The sequence below is a fragment of the Streptomyces roseoviridis genome, from assembly GCF_039535235.1.
Classification (GTDB): Bacteria; Actinomycetota; Actinomycetes; order Streptomycetales; family Streptomycetaceae; genus Streptomyces; species Streptomyces roseoviridis.
In genome coordinates this window covers 5,412,643-5,427,559 of the sequence record NZ_BAAAWU010000001.1, presented here as the reverse complement: position 1 = coordinate 5,427,559, position 14,917 = coordinate 5,412,643, and the positions used below count along the sequence as shown (strand labels likewise).

Here is a 14,917-nt window from a genome sequence, read left to right as displayed (position 1 = left end):
AGGGCGCCTCGAGATGACAAGAGGAGCCGTTCACCATGACGCTTCAGGCTGCCCAGAAAACGCCCGCCGACAGCAGCAAGGCGCTGTACGGAGGGAAGGGCACCCGCCGCCTCACCGTCCACGACATCGCCGCCGCCAAGGTCCGCGGCGAGAAGTGGCCCATGCTCACCGCCTACGACGCCATGACCGCCTCCGTCTTCGACGAGGCCGGGATCCCGGTGATCCTCGTCGGCGACTCCATGGGCAACTGTCACCTCGGCTACGACACCACCGTGCCCGTGACGATGGACGAGATGACGATCCTGTCCGCCGCCGTCGTACGGGGCACCAGGCGCGCCCTCGTCGTCGGCGACCTCCCCTTCGGCTCGTACCAGGAAGGGCCCGTCCAGGCCCTGCGCAACGCCACCCGGCTCGTCAAGGACGCGGGCGTCGGCGCGGTCAAGCTGGAAGGCGGCGAGCGGTCGCTGCCGCAGACCGAGCTGCTCGTCCAGGCCGGCATCCCGGTCATGTCCCACCTCGGCCTGACCCCGCAGTCCGTGAACACCATGGGCTACCGGGTGCAGGGCCGCAGCGACGAGGCCGCCCACCGGCTGCTGAGGGACGCCAAGGCGGCCCAGGACGCGGGCGCCTTCGCCGTCGTCCTGGAGCTCGTCCCGGCGGAACTGGCGGCCGAGGTCACCCGCTCGCTGCACATCCCCACCATCGGCATCGGCGCGGGCGCCGGCACCGACGCCCAGGTCCTCGTCTGGACCGACATGGCGGGCCTGACCGGCGGCAAGGTGCCGCGCTTCACCAAGCAGTACGCCAACCTGCGCGCGACGCTGGGCGACGCCGCCCGCGCCTTCGCGGAGGACGTCGCCGGCGGGGCGTTCCCCGCCGAGGAGCACACCTTCCACTAGAGGCACCCCGAGCCCCTGTGGCACCACCGACAGCCCGCCGACCGTCCCCCGTCGGCGGGCTGTCGACGTTCCGCGGGGCGGTCGCCGACAGCCGTGGACGCGCTGTCGGCGGTGCTGTCGGCCGGCTGTCGGTGCGCTGTCGGTGGGGCCCTGTTGCATGGGGTCCATGACGCGATCACACACCAACGCCGTCGAGGTCCGGGGCCTCGTGAAGCACTTCGGCGACACCAGGGCCGTCGACGGGGTCGACCTGGACGTGCGGGAGGGCACGGTGCTCGGGGTCCTCGGCCCCAACGGCGCCGGCAAGACCACCCTGGTGCGCTGCCTGTCCACCCTCCTCGTCCCCGACGCCGGGACCGCCACCGTCGCCGGTTACGACGTGGTGCGCCAGCCCCGCCAGCTGCGCCGCACCATCGGCCTCACCGGCCAGTACGCCTCCGTCGACGAGAAGCTGTCCGGCTGGGAGAACCTCTACATGATCGGGCGGCTGCTCGATCTCTCGCGCGGGGACGCCCGCCGCCGCGCCGACGAGATGCTGGAGCGCTTCTCCCTCACCGAGGCCGCCAAGCGCCCCGCGATGACCTACTCCGGCGGCATGCGGCGCCGCCTCGACCTGGCCGCCTCGATGATCGGGCAGCCGGCCGTGCTCTACCTGGACGAGCCGACCACCGGTCTCGACCCGCGCACCCGCAACGAGGTCTGGGACGAGGTCAAGCGGATGGTCGCCGAGGGCGCGACCGTGCTGCTCACGACCCAGTACATGGAGGAGGCGGAGCAGCTAGCGAACGAGCTGACCGTGATCGACCGCGGCCGGGTCATCGCCCAGGGCGGTGTCGACGAGCTGAAGGCGCGCGTCGGCGGCCGCACCCTGAAGGTCCGCCCGGCCGACCCGGCCGAGCTGCCCGCCATGGCGTCCGCGCTGCGCGAGGCCGGCCTCGACGGGATCGGCGGCGCGACGGTCGTCCCCGACGAGGACGCGCTGTACGTGCCGATCCTCAGCGACGAGCAGCTGACCGCCGTGGTCGGCCTGTTCGGTGCCCGCGGCTTCGGCATCGCCCACATCGGCACCCACCTGCCCAGCCTGGACGAGGTGTTCCTCGCCATCACGGGCGAGAAGAGCCACCCGTCCGACGCGATCCACGAGGAGGTCGCCGCATGAGCACGACCACGGCCACCCGTACGTCCGCCCCCGCACCGGCCCCCGCCAAGCGGGCCGCCACCGGTGAGGGCCGGATCGGCCTGCGGGCCAACCTCCGACACATCGGCGCCCTCGCCCGCCGCAACGCGCTCCAGATCAAGCAGGATCCGGAGTCGATGTTCGACGCCGTGATGATGCCGATCATCTTCATCCTGCTGTTCGTGTACGTGTTCGGCGGCGCCATGGCCGGCAAGGGCAACCAGGCCGCGTACGTGAACTACCTGACCCCGGGCCTGATGGCGATGATGGGCATGAACATCGCGATGGCCGTCGGCGTCGGCATCAACGACGACTTCAAGAAGGGGGTCATGGACCGGTTCCGGACGATGCCGATCGCCCGGTCCTCCGTCCTGATCGCCAAGATCATCGTCGAGGTCGGCCGGATGATGGTCGCGACCGCGATCCTGCTCGGCATGGGCTTCCTGCTCGGCCTGGAGATCCACACCTCGGTCCTGCACCTCCTCGCCGCCATCGGTCTGTCGATGGTCTTCGGAGCGTCCCTCATGTGGATCTTCATCCTGCTGGGCCTCACCCTGAAGACCGCCCAGGCGGTCCAGGGCATGGCGATGCTCGTCCTGATGCCGCTGCAGTTCGGCTCCTCCATCTTCGCCATGCCGACGACCATGCCCGGCTGGCTGAAGACCTTCACCGACTACAACCCGCTGTCCAACCTCGCCGACGCCGCCCGCAACCTGGTCAACGGCGGCCCCGTCGCCCACTCGGTGTGGATGACGCTCGGCTGGGCGGCACTGATCACCGTCGTCACGGCGCCGCTCGCGGTCGCCAAGTTCCGCAAGAAGACCTGATCCGGCGACGGGGACCGGACTCGCCGCGCCTCAGATCGCGTCGGCGCCGGCGAGCAGGGCGGCGGCCTCCTCCAGGGAGAGGCCGCCGCCCTCGGCGTACGCGGCCTCGAAGGCGCCCTCGTCACCGAGCGCGGCGCGGCTGAGCTCGGTCGCCCGCGCCAGGTTCTCCCGCTCCAGGGGCGGCGGCCGGTGCCCCGGCGGAAGCAGTCCCTCGTACGCGCCGAGCAGGACGGCCGCCGTACGGGCCTTCGGGCCGCCGAGCCCTGCCAGCGCCCAGGCGGCGGTGATCAGCTGGACCGGCGGCATCTGCGGGGCGACCATCATCGACAGCGGGGTGAGGGAACGCTCGTACGCCCGCCTGGCCAGGCCGAAGGCCGAGTCGTACCGTCCGTCGAGGTTGTCCACCCAGGCCAGGCTGCCGAGCGTGAAGCCCTCGAAGAGGGAGAAGGTCTCGGCGCTGAACTCCTCGAGGAGCCGGCGCAGGTGCACCCGGGCCTCGGCGGTCCGGCCGGTCCTGCCGAGCAGCAGCGCCAGGAAGATCCGGGCGGCGAGCATCGGCTCGTGGCCGCGCCCGTGCCCGCCGTCCACCACCTCGCGCAGGATGCGTTCGGCCTCCTCGCGGCGGCCGGTCTCGATCAGCATGTCGGCGTAGCGGGCCCGCAGCAGGGCCATCTGCGACTGGGCGCCGATGCGTTCCGCGTAGCCGATGGCGTCCTCGAAGTCCTGGGCGGCGCCCTCGAACTCCAGGCGCCGCTCGCGTGCCTCGGCCCGCGCGGACAGCGCCTCGGCCGCGCCCCACGCGTCGTCCAGCCGCATGAAGATCTCCAGGCTCTCCTGGGCGTCGGCGGCGGCCTGCCCGGCGAGGTCGGCCCGGTTGGCGAGCATGTTGGCCCGCAGCTGGAGGGCGTGGCCGAGCTCCCATGCGTAGCCGTAGCGCCGGCAGGCGGCGACATGGGCGTCGAGGGCCTCGCCCATGAGGCCGGGCTCGGCGATGAGGAGGACCGCGAAGACGGTGAACGAGCCGGGGAGCCGGCAGGTCTGCGGGAGGCCGGGCGGATACGCGGCGTGGATGCGCCGCAGCCGTTCGACGCCCGTCGGGGTCGTCCACCGCCCGGTCTCGTGGTCCATGTTGATCAGCTCGATCAGCCGCACCCCGCGCCTGGCCTCCCACAGCCGCTCCTCGGACAGCGGCGGCGGCGCCGCGGTGACGGGGTCGTGCAGGGGCACGACGGGTGCGGCGTCCGGCCCGAACGGATCGGGTCCGAGCGCGGCGACGGCCTCCGCCCAGTGCAGGGCGTCGGCCCGCAGGTCGCGCATGGTCCAGTACCAGAGCAGGGCGTGGACGAGCAGCAGTGCCTCGTGTTCGTCCCGCGCCTCGACGGCCCTGCGCAGCGCGGTGCGCAGATTGCCGTACTCGACCGTGAACCGCTCCATGGCGGCGACCTGCCGCCCGGTCCGCAGCACGGGGTCGGTCAGCCGGGCGAGCTCGCGGTAGTACGTCAGGTGCCGCCGCTCGACCGCCGCCCGCTCCCCCGCCTCGTCCAGCCGCTCCCCCGCGTACTCGGCGACCGTCTCCAGCAGCCGATAACGCATCCCCGCCTCCGTCGGAGCGGCCACCACCAGCGACTTGTCCACCAGCGCACCGAGCAGGTCCAGCACCTCCGGCCCCTGCCCCGGCCCCCCGCACACCGCCTCCGCCGCCTCCAGACCGCACCCGCCCGCGAACACCGACAGACGCCGCAGCACCGCCCGCTCGCCCTCCGTCAACAACTCCCAGGACCAGTCCACCACCGCACGCAACGTCTGCTGACGCGGCAACACCGTACGAGCACCCGAGGTCAGCAGCCGAAACCGGTCGTCGAGCCGGTCGGCGATCTGCCGAGGCGTCAGCATCCGCAACCGCGCCGCCGCCAGCTCGATCGCCAGCGGCAGACCGTCCAGCCGCCGCGCGATCTCCTCCGCCGCACCCGGATCGTCCGCCACCCGGAACCCCGGCCGCACCGCCGCACCCCGCTCCCCGAACAACCGCACCGCCGTCCCCAGCGGCAACGGCCCCACCGGACGCACCACCTCCCCCGGCACCCCCAACGGCTCACGGCTCGTCGCCAGCACCGTCACCCCCGGACACCGCGCCAGCAACACCTCCACCAACCCGGCCGCCGCCCCCACCACATGCTCACAGTTGTCCAGCACCAGCAGGAGCGTGCGGCGCGCGCAGTGGTCGACGAGACGGCCCGTCGGGTCCTCGCCGAGGCGCAGTTCCTCGGCACCCGCGCCGCGCAGCACGGTCTCGCGGGCGCCGACCGCGGCGAGGACGGCCTCGGTGACGGCCTCCGGGTCCCTGACCGGGGCGAGTTCGGCGAGCCAGACGCCGTCGGGCCACGCGGCGCCGACCGCCTCGGCGGCCTCCTGCGACAGCCGGGTCTTCCCGGCGCCGCCGGGCCCGAGGAGGGTGACCAGGCGCGCGGTGCGCAGGTCCTCGCGGAGGGCGGCGATGTCGTCCTCGCGGCCGACGAAGCTGGTGAGCCGGGCGCTCAGATTGCCCACCGTCCGGTCCTTCTTCGACGGCTCGGCCGGTGGCGTGGCGGCTTCCAGCAACTCGGCGTGCAGTGCCCGCAGCCCGGGTGACGGGTCCGCGCCCAGCCGGTCGGCGAGCGCGCGGCGGACCGCGTCGTACGCGGCCAGCGCCTCGGCCGGGCGGCCCGCGTCCCGCAGGGCGCGCAGCCGCAGGGTCTGGAGGGGTTCGTCCAGCGGGTGCTCCACGCACAGGGCGTCCAGCTCGGGCAGCACCGCGGCCGCCTCGCCGAGGGCGAGGGCCGCGGTCAGCCGGGCCCGGCGGGCGTCGAGCCGGCGGGCTTCCCAGCGGGCGGCCTCGGCCGCGCGGTCGGGCAGGTCGGCGAGTGCCGGCCCCTTCCACAGGGCGAGGGCCTCGTCGAGCAGCCCGGCCGCGCGGTCGGGACGGTCCGCCTCCAGCTCCCGGGTCGCCTCGGCGGCGAGCCGTGCGAAACGGTGCGCGTCGACGTCCTCGGGCGCGGCGGCCAGCCGGTAGCCGCCCTCGGTGGACAGCACCCGCTCGTGGCCGACGGCCCGGCGCAGCCGGCCCACCAGCGCCTGGAGCGCGGCGACCGCGTCGGCCGGCGGCTCGGCGCCCCACACCTCGTCGACGAGGACCCCGACGGGCACGGACCGGCCGGCCCGCAGCGCGAGCACGGTCAGCAGCGCGCGGACCCGCGGACCGCCGACGCCCACGGCGGTGCCTTCTGACGTGTGGGCCCGGGTGGGGCCGAGGACCGAATAGCGCACGGGCCCCATTCTCCGTGAGGCCCGCCCCACCCGACGCCGGGCGCTCCCCGCGCGCCGGGTGCCCGCGCGGGCACCCGGCGGAGCGCTCGTGGCGCCGCCCTCGAAGGTCCACCCGGCACGACGTCCGTGGGCTCACCACCGGAGCCCGCCCCGGCACCGACGGGCGCGGACCCACCCCCGGAGGGCCCGCCCCACCCGACGCCGGGCGCTCGCACCCCGGCCGCTGCGGACCCCCGTGACCCGCGCCCGTCGCCCTGGGCACTCGCCCCGGGACCCGCCGCAGGAACCCGTCGCGCCGCCCGGTACGTTTCCCGCACACGCAGCACACGACCGTTCGACCGTCGCCACACCGCCGCCCCGGGGAGCCCCGCATGTCCACGACCACCTCGCGCCACGACGAACGGCGGATCAGTCCCGTCTTCCTGGCGATCCTCGCGGTCATGGCCGTCACCGGCTGGGCCGTGTGGACCGACTTCGCGGCCTCCCCCGGCCTCGCCGTCTTCCTCTTCGTGACCTCGGCCTGGATCGTCTCGCTCTGTCTGCACGAGTACGCGCACGCCCGCACCGCCCTGCACGGCGGGGACATCACGGTCGGCGCCCGCGGCTACCTGACCCTGAACCCGCTCGCGTACACCCACGCCGTACTGAGCATCATCCTGCCCGTGCTCTTCGTGATCATGGGCGGCATCGGTCTGCCGGGCGGCGCGGTCTTCATCGACCAGGCGCGGATCCGGGGCCGCTGGAAGCACAGCCTGATCTCCGCGGCGGGACCGCTCACCAACGTCCTGTTCGCCGTCGTCTGCACGGCGCCGTTCTGGCTCGGCGCCCTCGACGGCGTGCCGGTCGTCTTCCGCTACGCCCTCGCCTTCCTGGCGTTCCTCCAGGTGACGGCGGCCCTGCTGAACTTCCTGCCGGTGCCGGGCCTGGACGGCTACGGGGTGATCGAGCCCTGGCTGTCGTACCGGATCAAGCGGCAGATCGAGCCGTACGCGCCCTACGGCTTCTTCGTCGTGATCGCGCTGCTGTTCGTCCCCGCGGTCAACGGGGCCTTCTTCGACGCGATCGACGCGCTGATGCGGGCGCTGGGCGTGCCGGAGCTGTCGCGCTACTGCGGCTCGAACCTCTACCGGTTCTGGCAGGACCAGCCGGAGTTCTGCGCGGTCTAGTGGCCTGAGTCGGAGATTCGTCGTTGGTCGGGCACGAGTCGTCCAGGTCCGAAGAAGAACGCGACCTACTGGTCGACCAGGTCGGTGGCCGCGGCCACGGGCATGTCGCAGTCGGCGGTCTCGCGGATCCGGGGGCGTTCGCCGTGGAGCCTCACCGGTCGCTGACGTTCAAGCTGTCGACCGGAGTGCGGAACACGGGCCCGGCAGGCTCTGCCGTGGATACCCTCGGGGCAGGGCTTGGGGAGGCGGTGGGGGGCGCATGGTCAGGGATCTGGGTGACGGGGATCCGCGCGGTATCGGGCCGTACCGGTTGCTCGGGGTCCTGGGGGAAGGCGGTATGGGCAAGGTCTACCTGGGGAGTTCGCGGGGCGGGCGCCGCGTGGCGGTGAAGGTGGTCAGGGCGGACGTCGCCGGCGACGCGGAGTTCCGGACGCGTTTCCGGCGGGAGATCGAAGCCGCCCGCAGGGTCGGCGGGGCGTGGACGGCGCCCGTCATCGACGCCGACCCCGACGCCGCGGTCCCCTGGCTGGCCAGCGACTACATCGACGCACCGGACCTGGGCGTCCTCGTCCACCGGCAAGGTCCGCTGAACGAGGCCGGCGTGCTGCGGCTCGCCGGAGGACTCGCCGAGGCGCTGGAGTCCGTACACCGCGCCCGCCTGATCCACCGGGATCTGAAGCCGTCCAACGTCCTGATGACCGACAACGGCCCGCGGCTCATCGACTTCGGTATCGCCCGGGCCTTCGACGGGACCACGCGGGTCACCGGGACCGGCCTGATCATCGGCACGCCCGGGTTCATGTCGCCGGAACAGGCGGTAGGCGCCGAACTCACGCCGGCCAGCGACGTCTTCTCACTGGGCTCCGTGCTGTTCTTCGCGGTCACGGGGAGGGGTCCTTTCGGCTCCGGCGGCGCAGCCTCGGTGCTGTACCGGGTGGTGCACGACGAGCCGGGCCTCACCGCCGTGCCACCCGGGCTGCGGCCGGTCCTGAGCGCCTGCCTGCGCAAGGATCCGGCACACCGCGCGACGCTCGACGAACTGCTCGACCTGGTCGACGGCCGGGCGGCCGGTGCGGCGCCGCCGGAAGCCGGGGAGCACCGGCAGCCCGGTCACCACACGGCACGCGGTGAGTCCCCGACGGAGGCGGCCGTCCCGCCCACCGCCCGGGAAACGGCCGGTTCCGCCCCTGCCGAGCTCCGTTCCCCACTGCCGCTGCTGATCGCGTTCGTGATCTGGGCGGTGGGCGGCGTGGCGGGTCTGGTGGCGCTGGCCTCGGGGAAGGTGGGCGCGTACCTGATCCTGCCCGGCGGGCTGTGGCTGGCCATCGCCACGGCACAGGTACAGCAGTTACGTGCGCGGCTGGGCACCGCCCGGGCGGCGCGGCAGCTGCGCGACCCGAAGCGCGGCCGGGCGGGGCCCTGGTGATCTCAGTCGGAGATTCGTCGGCAGTAGGCGGCGACCTTGTCGAGGATCTCGTCGGCTGCCTTGGTCCGGACGAAGGGCCTGGGATGCTCGTTCCGGTCGGCGAGCCAGGCCCGGATGTCGCGTTCGAGGGCCTGGACCGAGCGGTGGACACCGCGCTCGTGCTTCTTCTGGGTCAGCTCGACCCACCACCGCTCGACCGGATCGAGATACAGACCGATCCTTCCGGATCGGTCCGGTCAGGAGGTGGTGCGGCCGCGCTTGACGTAGTACCAGGCCATGTTCGAGGACAGGCCGGCGAAGAGCACCCACACCACGCCCAGCCAGCTGCCCTGGGCGAAGGAGACGACGGCCGCCACGACGGCGAGGGCGCAGACGGCGAGGGCGTAGAGGGCAAGGCGGGGCATGGGGGTCGGCTCCTGTCCGGTACCGGTACGGCTGCTGGTGCCCGTCCAGTGTCCCCCATGCCCCTTTCGCGACCGCTACCGGCTCGGAGGTCCGGCCCTGCGTGCCGCTCCGCCCCGGGCTCAGACGTCCGTGACGCGCAGGCCCGCGTGGGCCTTGTAGCGGCGGTTCACCGAGATCAGGTTGGCGACCAGCGACTCCACCTGGTGGGCGTTGCGCAGCCGGCCCGCGAAGACGCCCCGCATGCCGGGGATGCGGCCGGCGAGGGCCTGCACGATCTCGACGTCGGCGCGGACCTCGCCGAGGACCATCACGTCGGTGTCGATCTCGTCGATCGAGGCGTCCTGGAGGAGGACCGCCGACAGGTGGTGGAAGGCGGCGGTGACCCGCGAGTCCGGGAGCAGCGCGGCGGCCTGCTCGGCGGCGGAGCCCTCCTCCGGCTTGAGCGCGTAGGCGCCCTTCTTGTCGAAGCCGAGCGGGTTGACGCAGTCCACGACGATCTTGCCGGCGAGTTCCCCGCGCAGCGACTCCAGGGTCTGGGCGTGCCCGTCCCACGGCACGGCCACGATGACGACGTCGCTGCGGCGGGCGCACTCGGCGTTGTCGGCGCCCTCGACGCCGAGGCCGAGCTCGGCCGCCGCGGCCTGCGCGCGGTCCGCGGCGCGGGAGCCGATGATCACCTTCTGGCCGGCCTTGGCGAGCCGGTAGGCGAGGCCGCGGCCCTGGTCGCCGGTGCCGCCGAGGACGCCGACGACGAGTCCGGAGACGTCGGGGAGGTCCCAGGGGTCCTTGGGGGCGGCCTGCGGTGCGGTGGTGGAGGAAGTCATGGCCCCGACATTACTGGCCGGTCGCTCCGGGGACGCCCGTACGGGTGAGTCCGCGTCGAACGCCGGTCTGCGCGGGTCCGTCCGGGGCACCATGCGGCTCCATGGACGCCGTTCGTGTCGCACTGCTGCGTGAGGTCCTCGCCGGTACGGAGTGGCCGGCCGCCGCCCGCCGCTTCGCGGGCTCGCTGCGCTCCTCCGTCGTCTCGCACGGCGGCGGGCTGCTGCTCGTCGGTACGCCGGAGTACGAGCCCTGGCACCTGGCCGCGCACCTCGTGGACGAGTCGGCCTGGTCGGGCCGGCCCGAGCTCGCCCCGACGCTGGTCCGGCACCGGGCGCGGCCGGGCGATCCGGCGCATCTGGCGGTCGGCCTCGGCCGGATCGAGTCGGCGGGGCGCGGGGAGACGCTGCTGATGGTCGCGCCCGCGCGGCCCGACGACGGGCTCCTCGAACGGGTCCACGACGCCCGTCGCGCCGGCGCGACGGTGCTGTCCCTGGACACCGGGGACACCGAGCTGCTCGGCCTCGCCCACGAGACGCTGACGGTGCCGGCGGACGCGGAGGTCGACCTCGACACCGTCCAGCACCTGGTGAGCGCGGCGACCGGCGAGAACTGCCTGCCGGCCGTGCCGCGCGGCCGGCTGAGGCTGCGCGACCGCCTCTCGCGCCTCGCGGACCATCTGACGGCACCGCCGCCGCCCCGGTGGTGAGCGCCCCGTAATTCGGTTGCCGCGCACGCACGGGCGAGCCGAGCATGGCCCCTCGTGAACCGCCTCGCCCCCCTGCTGCCCGATCTCGCGCCCTGGCGCTCCTCTCGTGACTTCCGGCTGCTGTGGGTGCAGGGGCTCGTCACCGTCTTCGCCTCGTTCATGGCGCTGGTGGCGCTGCCGCTCCAGATCAAGGAGCTGACCGGCTCGCCGTTCGCCGTCGGGGTGATGGGGGCCGTGGAGCTCGTGCCGCTGGTGGTGTTCGGGCTGTACGGCGGGGCGCTCGCGGACGCGGTGGACCGGCGGAAGGTGATCGTCGCGACCGAGGCGGGCCTCGGCCTGCTGGCCCTGGTCCTGCTCGTGAACGCGCTGCTGCCGAGCCCGCTGCTGTGGCCGCTGTACGGGGTGGCCGCCGGGGTCTCGGCCCTGGCGGGGCTGCAGCGGCCGGCACTCGACTCGCTGCTGGCCCGGATCGTGCCGCACGAGCAGCAGACGGCGGCCGCGGCGCTCAATTCGCTGCGCTGGCAGCTCGGGTCGATCGCGGGCCCGGCGCTCGCGGGCCTGGTCGTGGCGTACGCGGGGCACGCGGCGGCCTACGGGGTGACGCTGGGCGGCTACGTGCTGTCGGTGCTGCTGTGCCGGGGGCTGTCGCCCGCGCCGCCCGCGCACGACGCGGACAAGCCGTCGCTGCGCGGCATCGCCGAGGGCGCGCGGTACGCGTGGTCGCGGCCGGTGCTGCTCGGCACGTACGCGGTCGATCTGGCGGCGATGTTCTTCGCCTTCCCGAACACGATTTTCCCGTTCCTCGCGGACGACCTGGACGCCGAGTGGTCGCTGGGCCTGATGTACGCGGCCGGGTCGGTGGGCTCGCTCGTGCTCGGGCTGACGAGCGGCTGGACCTCGCGGGTGCGGCGGCACGGTCTGCTGGTGGTGGCCGGGGCGACCGGCTGGGGGCTCGCCATCGCGGCGGCGGGCTGGTTCACGAACGTGTGGGCGGTGCTGCTGTGCCTGGCCGTCGCGGGCGCCGGCGACATGCTGAGCGGGCTCGGCCGGTCGACGATCTGGAACCAGACGATCCCGGAGGAGCTGCGCGGGCGGCTCGCGGGCATCGAGGTGCTCTCGTACAGCGTCGGCCCGCAGCTCGGCCAGCTGCGGGCGGGCGGGGTGGCCGGCTGGACGGGGACCCGCGCGGCGATCTGGTCCGGTGGGGTCGCGTGCGTGGCGTCGGTGGGGCTGCTGTGCCTGGCGCTGCCGAAACTGCTCGCGTACGACGCCACGACGGACGCGGACGCCCTGCGGCGCAAGGCCCAGCAGGACGCGCGGCGCGAGGCCCGGCCGGATGCCGGACCGGATGGGGGGCGGGAGACCCGGCCGGAAGCCGGACCGGATGCGGGGCGGGAGACCCGGCCGGATGCCGGACCGGATGCGGGGCAGGAGACCGGGCCGGATGCCGGGCGGGAGACCCGGCATCCGTCGGCCTGACGCCCGCCCGTCGAAACGGGACCCGGGCCCGCGCTCCAAGGCTCACGGCCCGCGGCCCGTCGTCCCCAGCCCCGTCCGGGGTCTCGTCCCGGCCCTAGTCCGGGGTCTCGTCCTGGCCCGGCTTGTCGTGCCAGCGCGGGTCCGTCTCCCACTCCAGGTTCCGCTCCTTCGCGGTCTCCATGGCGTGGGCGGCCTCCTCACGGCTGGCGTAGGGGCCGAAGCGGTTCTTGGCCGGGCACTCGGGGCCCTCCTCGACCTTCTGGTGCTGCAGGCAGTAGTACCACTCGCCCGGCTTGCCCGCCGTACGCCTCTTGAACAGGGCCATCCTCGGCTCCTTCCTCCGTCACCATGCTGCCCCAGACGCGGTCGTTAGACTCGCTGACATGTCTGGCCAGTCGCTTCTCGTACCGGGGGAGCTCTCCCCCCACCGTTCCGTTCCGGGGTCCATCCGCCGCCCCGAGTACGTCGGAAAGCCCGCTCCCACGCCGTACTCCGGCCCCGAGGTGCAGGACTCCGACACCATCGAGCGGATGCGGATCGCCGGCCGCATCGCCGCGCGGGCGATGGAGGAGGCCGCCAAGCACATCGCGCCGGGTGTCACCACGGACGAGCTGGACCGGGTCGCCCACGAGTACATGTGCGACCACGGGGCCTACCCGTCCACGCTCGGCTACCGGGGCTTCCCGAAGTCGCTGTGCTCCTCGGTCAACGAGGTCATCTGCCACGGCATCCCCGACTCGACCGTCCTGAAGGACGGCGACATCGTGAACCTGGACGTCACGGCGTACATCCACGGCGTCCACGGCGACAACAACGCCACCTACCTCTGCGGCGACGTCGACGAGGAGTCCCGGCTGCTCGTCGAGCGGACGCGGGAGTCCCTGAACCGGGCGATCAAGGCGGTCAAGCCGGGCCGCCAGGTCAACATCATCGGCCGGGTCATCGAGTCGTACGCCAAGCGCTTCGGCTACGGCGTCGTGCGGGACTTCACGGGGCACGGCATCAACTCGTCCTTCCACTCCGGGCTGATCATTCCCCACTACGACTCCCCGCACCACACCACGGTGATGCAGCCGGGCATGACCTTCACGATCGAGCCGATGCTGACGCTCGGCACGCACGAGTACGACATGTGGGACGACGGCTGGACCGTGGTGACCAAGGACCGCAAGCGGACCGCCCAGTTCGAGCACACGCTCGTGGTGACGGAGACCGGGGCCGAGATCCTCACGTTGCCCTGACGACCGGGCGGGGTAGCGTCTTACCGACAGGCAGTCGGGAACCATTGACTTAGGTATGCCTAAGTCGCAGGATCGTCATGGTTCCCGACCCCCTACGGTCCCGGAGGCATGCCTTGGACACGGTGGACACGCCGGACACGCCCTTCTCGACGCTCATCCGCACCGCCTCGCACGAGCAGCACACGGAAGCGGAGTCGTCCACGTTCATGAGCGACCTCCTCGGCGGACGTCTGGCCGTCGACGCCTACGCGCGCTACACGGAGCAGCTCTGGTTCGTGTACCGGGCCCTGGAGGACGGTGCCGAGGCCCTGCGGAGCGACCCGGTCGCCGGACCGTTCATACGGCCGGAGCTGTTCCGCACGGCCGCCCTGGAGCGGGACCTCGCCCATCTGCGCGGCCCCGGCTGGCGCGCCGGTCTCTCCGCCCTGCCGGCGACGGAGGCGTACGCGGCGCGGGTCGCCGAGTGCGCCCGGGACTGGCCGGCCGGTTATGTGGCGCACCACTACACCCGCTATCTGGGAGACCTGTCGGGCGGTCAGATCATCCGTGACCGGGTGGAGCGGACCTGGGGCTTCGCGCGCAAGGGCGACGGCGTGCGGTTCTACGTCTTCGACGCGATCCCCAACCCGGCCGCCTTCAAGCGGACCTACCGGGAGCTGCTCGACCGGGTGAACGCCGACGACCTGGAGAAGCAGCGCATCGTCGACGAGTGCAAGCGGGCCTTCGACTTCAACGGGGCGGTGTTCCGCGAGCTGGCCGCCGAGTTCCCGCTCAGCGCCGCCTGAGGGTCACAGGGCGAGGGTCCGCTCCAGGCGGACCCTGCCGCCGAGTTCGACGATGCCGTCGGGGCCGGGGGCGGTGAGCAGCTGCGAGCCCCGGCCCTGGGTGATGTTGAGGGCCCGGCCCAGCTGCGCCGTGAGCAGCAGCGCCGCCGCGCCCGTCGCCTCGTCCTCGTCGATGCCGTCGCCGCGCCCCGGGAAGGCCCGGGCCCGCACACGGCCCGCGGCCTCCTCCTCCCAGGCCCAGGCGTAGACCCACTCGCCGGGTTCCGGCACCTCCAGGGCCTCCACCTCGGCGGCGGAGGCGTACTGGCGCAGGGTGCGCGGCGGGGCCCATTCGGCGCGGGCCTCGATCCAGGTGAACTCGCCGTCCCCGCGCACCCACACCTCCCCGACCGGCGGACAGACCACCTCCAGGTCGAGCAGCCAGGCCGCCCCGACCAGCGGGTGGCCGGCGAAGGGCAGCCGGAGTCCGGGCGTGTAGATGTCGACGGTCCCGCGTTCCGGGTCGTCCACGAACACGGTCTCGCTGAAGCCGAGTTCCTTGGCGAGCGCCTGCCGGGCGGCCTCGTCCGGGTGCGTCCGCCCGTCGCGTACGACACCGAGGGCGTTGCCGTGCCGGCCGTCGCCGGCGCAGAAGACCCGCAGGACGTCGATGTCAGTGACCGTCGTGTTCATGGCGGA

Annotated in this window: 14 protein-coding genes and 1 pseudogene; 10 read left to right on the top strand and 5 right to left on the bottom strand. The window is 73.5% G+C overall.

Going from position 1 to position 14,917, the window contains the following annotated elements:
* The first annotated feature begins 35 nt into the window (after window positions 1-35).
* The 3 genes from panB to ABD954_RS24540 all read left to right on the top strand — a co-directional run bounded on the left by panB (window position 36) and on the right by ABD954_RS24540 (window position 2,903).
* Window positions 36-899 carry a 3-methyl-2-oxobutanoate hydroxymethyltransferase gene (gene panB / locus ABD954_RS24550; protein ID WP_345488913.1) on the top strand — a complete coding sequence of 288 codons (864 nt, stop codon included), beginning with the start codon at window positions 36-38 and terminating at the stop codon, window positions 897-899.
* A gap of 166 nt (window positions 900-1,065) precedes the next feature.
* Entirely contained in the window at window positions 1,066-2,058 is a 993-nt protein-coding gene (locus ABD954_RS24545) for an ATP-binding cassette domain-containing protein (RefSeq protein WP_382745761.1), read from the top strand.
* Window positions 2,055-2,903, top strand: a complete 849-nt coding sequence (locus ABD954_RS24540; RefSeq protein WP_345488909.1) for an ABC transporter permease — start codon at window positions 2,055-2,057, stop codon at window positions 2,901-2,903. Before ABD954_RS24545 ends, ABD954_RS24540 begins: the two co-directional genes overlap by 4 nt.
* A gap of 30 nt (window positions 2,904-2,933) precedes the next feature.
* Here ABD954_RS24540 and ABD954_RS24535 read toward each other — a convergent pair whose 3' ends face one another.
* Window positions 2,934-6,206, bottom strand: coding sequence for an AfsR/SARP family transcriptional regulator (locus tag ABD954_RS24535; RefSeq protein ID WP_345488907.1), 3,273 nt, complete (start codon window positions 6,204-6,206; stop codon window positions 2,934-2,936).
* A gap of 371 nt (window positions 6,207-6,577) precedes the next feature.
* On the opposite strand from ABD954_RS24535, the gene ABD954_RS24530 reads away from it, so the two are divergent.
* The 3 genes and pseudogenes from ABD954_RS24530 (at window position 6,578) to ABD954_RS24525 (ending at window position 8,798) form a co-directional block, all read left to right on the top strand.
* Window positions 6,578-7,372: a site-2 protease family protein gene (locus ABD954_RS24530; RefSeq protein ID WP_345488905.1), complete on the top strand. Its 795-nt coding sequence runs from the start codon at window positions 6,578-6,580 to the stop codon at window positions 7,370-7,372.
* 54 nt (window positions 7,373-7,426) lie between these two features.
* Window positions 7,427-7,554 (top strand): annotated as a pseudogene (locus ABD954_RS33665) (IS630 family transposase); the annotation flags it as partial.
* Between the two features lie 77 nt (window positions 7,555-7,631).
* Window positions 7,632-8,798, top strand: a complete 1,167-nt coding sequence (locus tag ABD954_RS24525) for a serine/threonine-protein kinase (protein WP_382745763.1) — start codon at window positions 7,632-7,634, stop codon at window positions 8,796-8,798.
* Between the two features lie 236 nt (window positions 8,799-9,034).
* Here the strand turns inward: ABD954_RS24525 and ABD954_RS24520 are convergent, their stop codons facing one another.
* Together ABD954_RS24520 and npdG are read right to left on the bottom strand one after the other, a co-directional pair.
* Window positions 9,035-9,202, bottom strand: coding sequence for a hypothetical protein (locus ABD954_RS24520; RefSeq protein ID WP_345488901.1), 168 nt, complete (start codon window positions 9,200-9,202; stop codon window positions 9,035-9,037).
* A gap of 120 nt (window positions 9,203-9,322) precedes the next feature.
* Window positions 9,323-10,027 carry an NADPH-dependent F420 reductase gene (npdG, locus tag ABD954_RS24515; protein WP_345488899.1) on the bottom strand — a complete coding sequence of 235 codons (705 nt, stop codon included), beginning with the start codon at window positions 10,025-10,027 and terminating at the stop codon, window positions 9,323-9,325.
* 101 nt (window positions 10,028-10,128) lie between these two features.
* On the opposite strand from npdG, the gene ABD954_RS24510 reads away from it, so the two are divergent.
* Window positions 10,129-10,734, top strand: coding sequence for a hypothetical protein (locus ABD954_RS24510; protein WP_345488897.1), 606 nt, complete (start codon window positions 10,129-10,131; stop codon window positions 10,732-10,734).
* A 54-nt stretch (window positions 10,735-10,788) separates the two neighbouring features.
* Entirely contained in the window at window positions 10,789-12,213 is a 1,425-nt protein-coding gene (locus ABD954_RS24505; protein ID WP_345488895.1) for an MFS transporter, read from the top strand.
* Window positions 12,214-12,307: 94 nt separating this feature from the next.
* On the opposite strand, the gene ABD954_RS24500 is transcribed toward ABD954_RS24505, so the two are convergent.
* Window positions 12,308-12,538, bottom strand: a complete 231-nt coding sequence (locus ABD954_RS24500; RefSeq protein WP_345488893.1) for a hypothetical protein — start codon at window positions 12,536-12,538, stop codon at window positions 12,308-12,310.
* Between the two features lie 58 nt (window positions 12,539-12,596).
* Here ABD954_RS24500 and map point away from each other — a divergent pair, with 58 nt between their 5' ends.
* A complete protein-coding gene (map, locus tag ABD954_RS24495; RefSeq protein ID WP_345488891.1) occupies window positions 12,597-13,454 on the top strand; it encodes a type I methionyl aminopeptidase in 858 nt (285 codons plus the stop codon).
* Between the two features lie 113 nt (window positions 13,455-13,567).
* Entirely contained in the window at window positions 13,568-14,239 is a 672-nt protein-coding gene (locus ABD954_RS24490; RefSeq protein ID WP_345488889.1) for a biliverdin-producing heme oxygenase, read from the top strand.
* Window positions 14,240-14,242: 3 nt separating this feature from the next.
* On the opposite strand, the gene ABD954_RS24485 is transcribed toward ABD954_RS24490, so the two are convergent.
* Window positions 14,243-14,911: a PhzF family phenazine biosynthesis protein gene (locus ABD954_RS24485; protein ID WP_345488887.1), complete on the bottom strand. Its 669-nt coding sequence runs from the start codon at window positions 14,909-14,911 to the stop codon at window positions 14,243-14,245.
* Between the last annotated feature and the right edge of the window lie 6 nt (window positions 14,912-14,917).

What these genes read in the sequence shown, in the direction of transcription:
- ABD954_RS24485 (WP_345488887.1), bottom strand. Translation starts at nt 14,911, where the DNA reads ATGAACACGACGGTCACTGACATCGACGTCCTGCGGGTCTTCTGCGCC.
- ABD954_RS24510 (WP_345488897.1), top strand. Translation starts at nt 10,129, where the DNA reads ATGGACGCCGTTCGTGTCGCACTGCTGCGTGAGGTCCTCGCCGGTACG.
- ABD954_RS24530 (WP_345488905.1), top strand. Translation starts at nt 6,578, where the DNA reads ATGTCCACGACCACCTCGCGCCACGACGAACGGCGGATCAGTCCCGTC.
- ABD954_RS24520 (WP_345488901.1), bottom strand. Translation starts at nt 9,202, where the DNA reads ATGCCCCGCCTTGCCCTCTACGCCCTCGCCGTCTGCGCCCTCGCCGTC.
- npdG (WP_345488899.1), bottom strand. Translation starts at nt 10,027, where the DNA reads ATGACTTCCTCCACCACCGCACCGCAGGCCGCCCCCAAGGACCCCTGG.
- ABD954_RS24525 (WP_382745763.1), top strand. Translation starts at nt 7,632, where the DNA reads ATGGTCAGGGATCTGGGTGACGGGGATCCGCGCGGTATCGGGCCGTAC.
- panB (WP_345488913.1), top strand. Translation starts at nt 36, where the DNA reads ATGACGCTTCAGGCTGCCCAGAAAACGCCCGCCGACAGCAGCAAGGCG.
- ABD954_RS24545 (WP_382745761.1), top strand. Translation starts at nt 1,066, where the DNA reads ATGACGCGATCACACACCAACGCCGTCGAGGTCCGGGGCCTCGTGAAG.
- map (WP_345488891.1), top strand. Translation starts at nt 12,597, where the DNA reads ATGTCTGGCCAGTCGCTTCTCGTACCGGGGGAGCTCTCCCCCCACCGT.
- ABD954_RS24500 (WP_345488893.1), bottom strand. Translation starts at nt 12,538, where the DNA reads ATGGCCCTGTTCAAGAGGCGTACGGCGGGCAAGCCGGGCGAGTGGTAC.
- ABD954_RS24540 (WP_345488909.1), top strand. Translation starts at nt 2,055, where the DNA reads ATGAGCACGACCACGGCCACCCGTACGTCCGCCCCCGCACCGGCCCCC.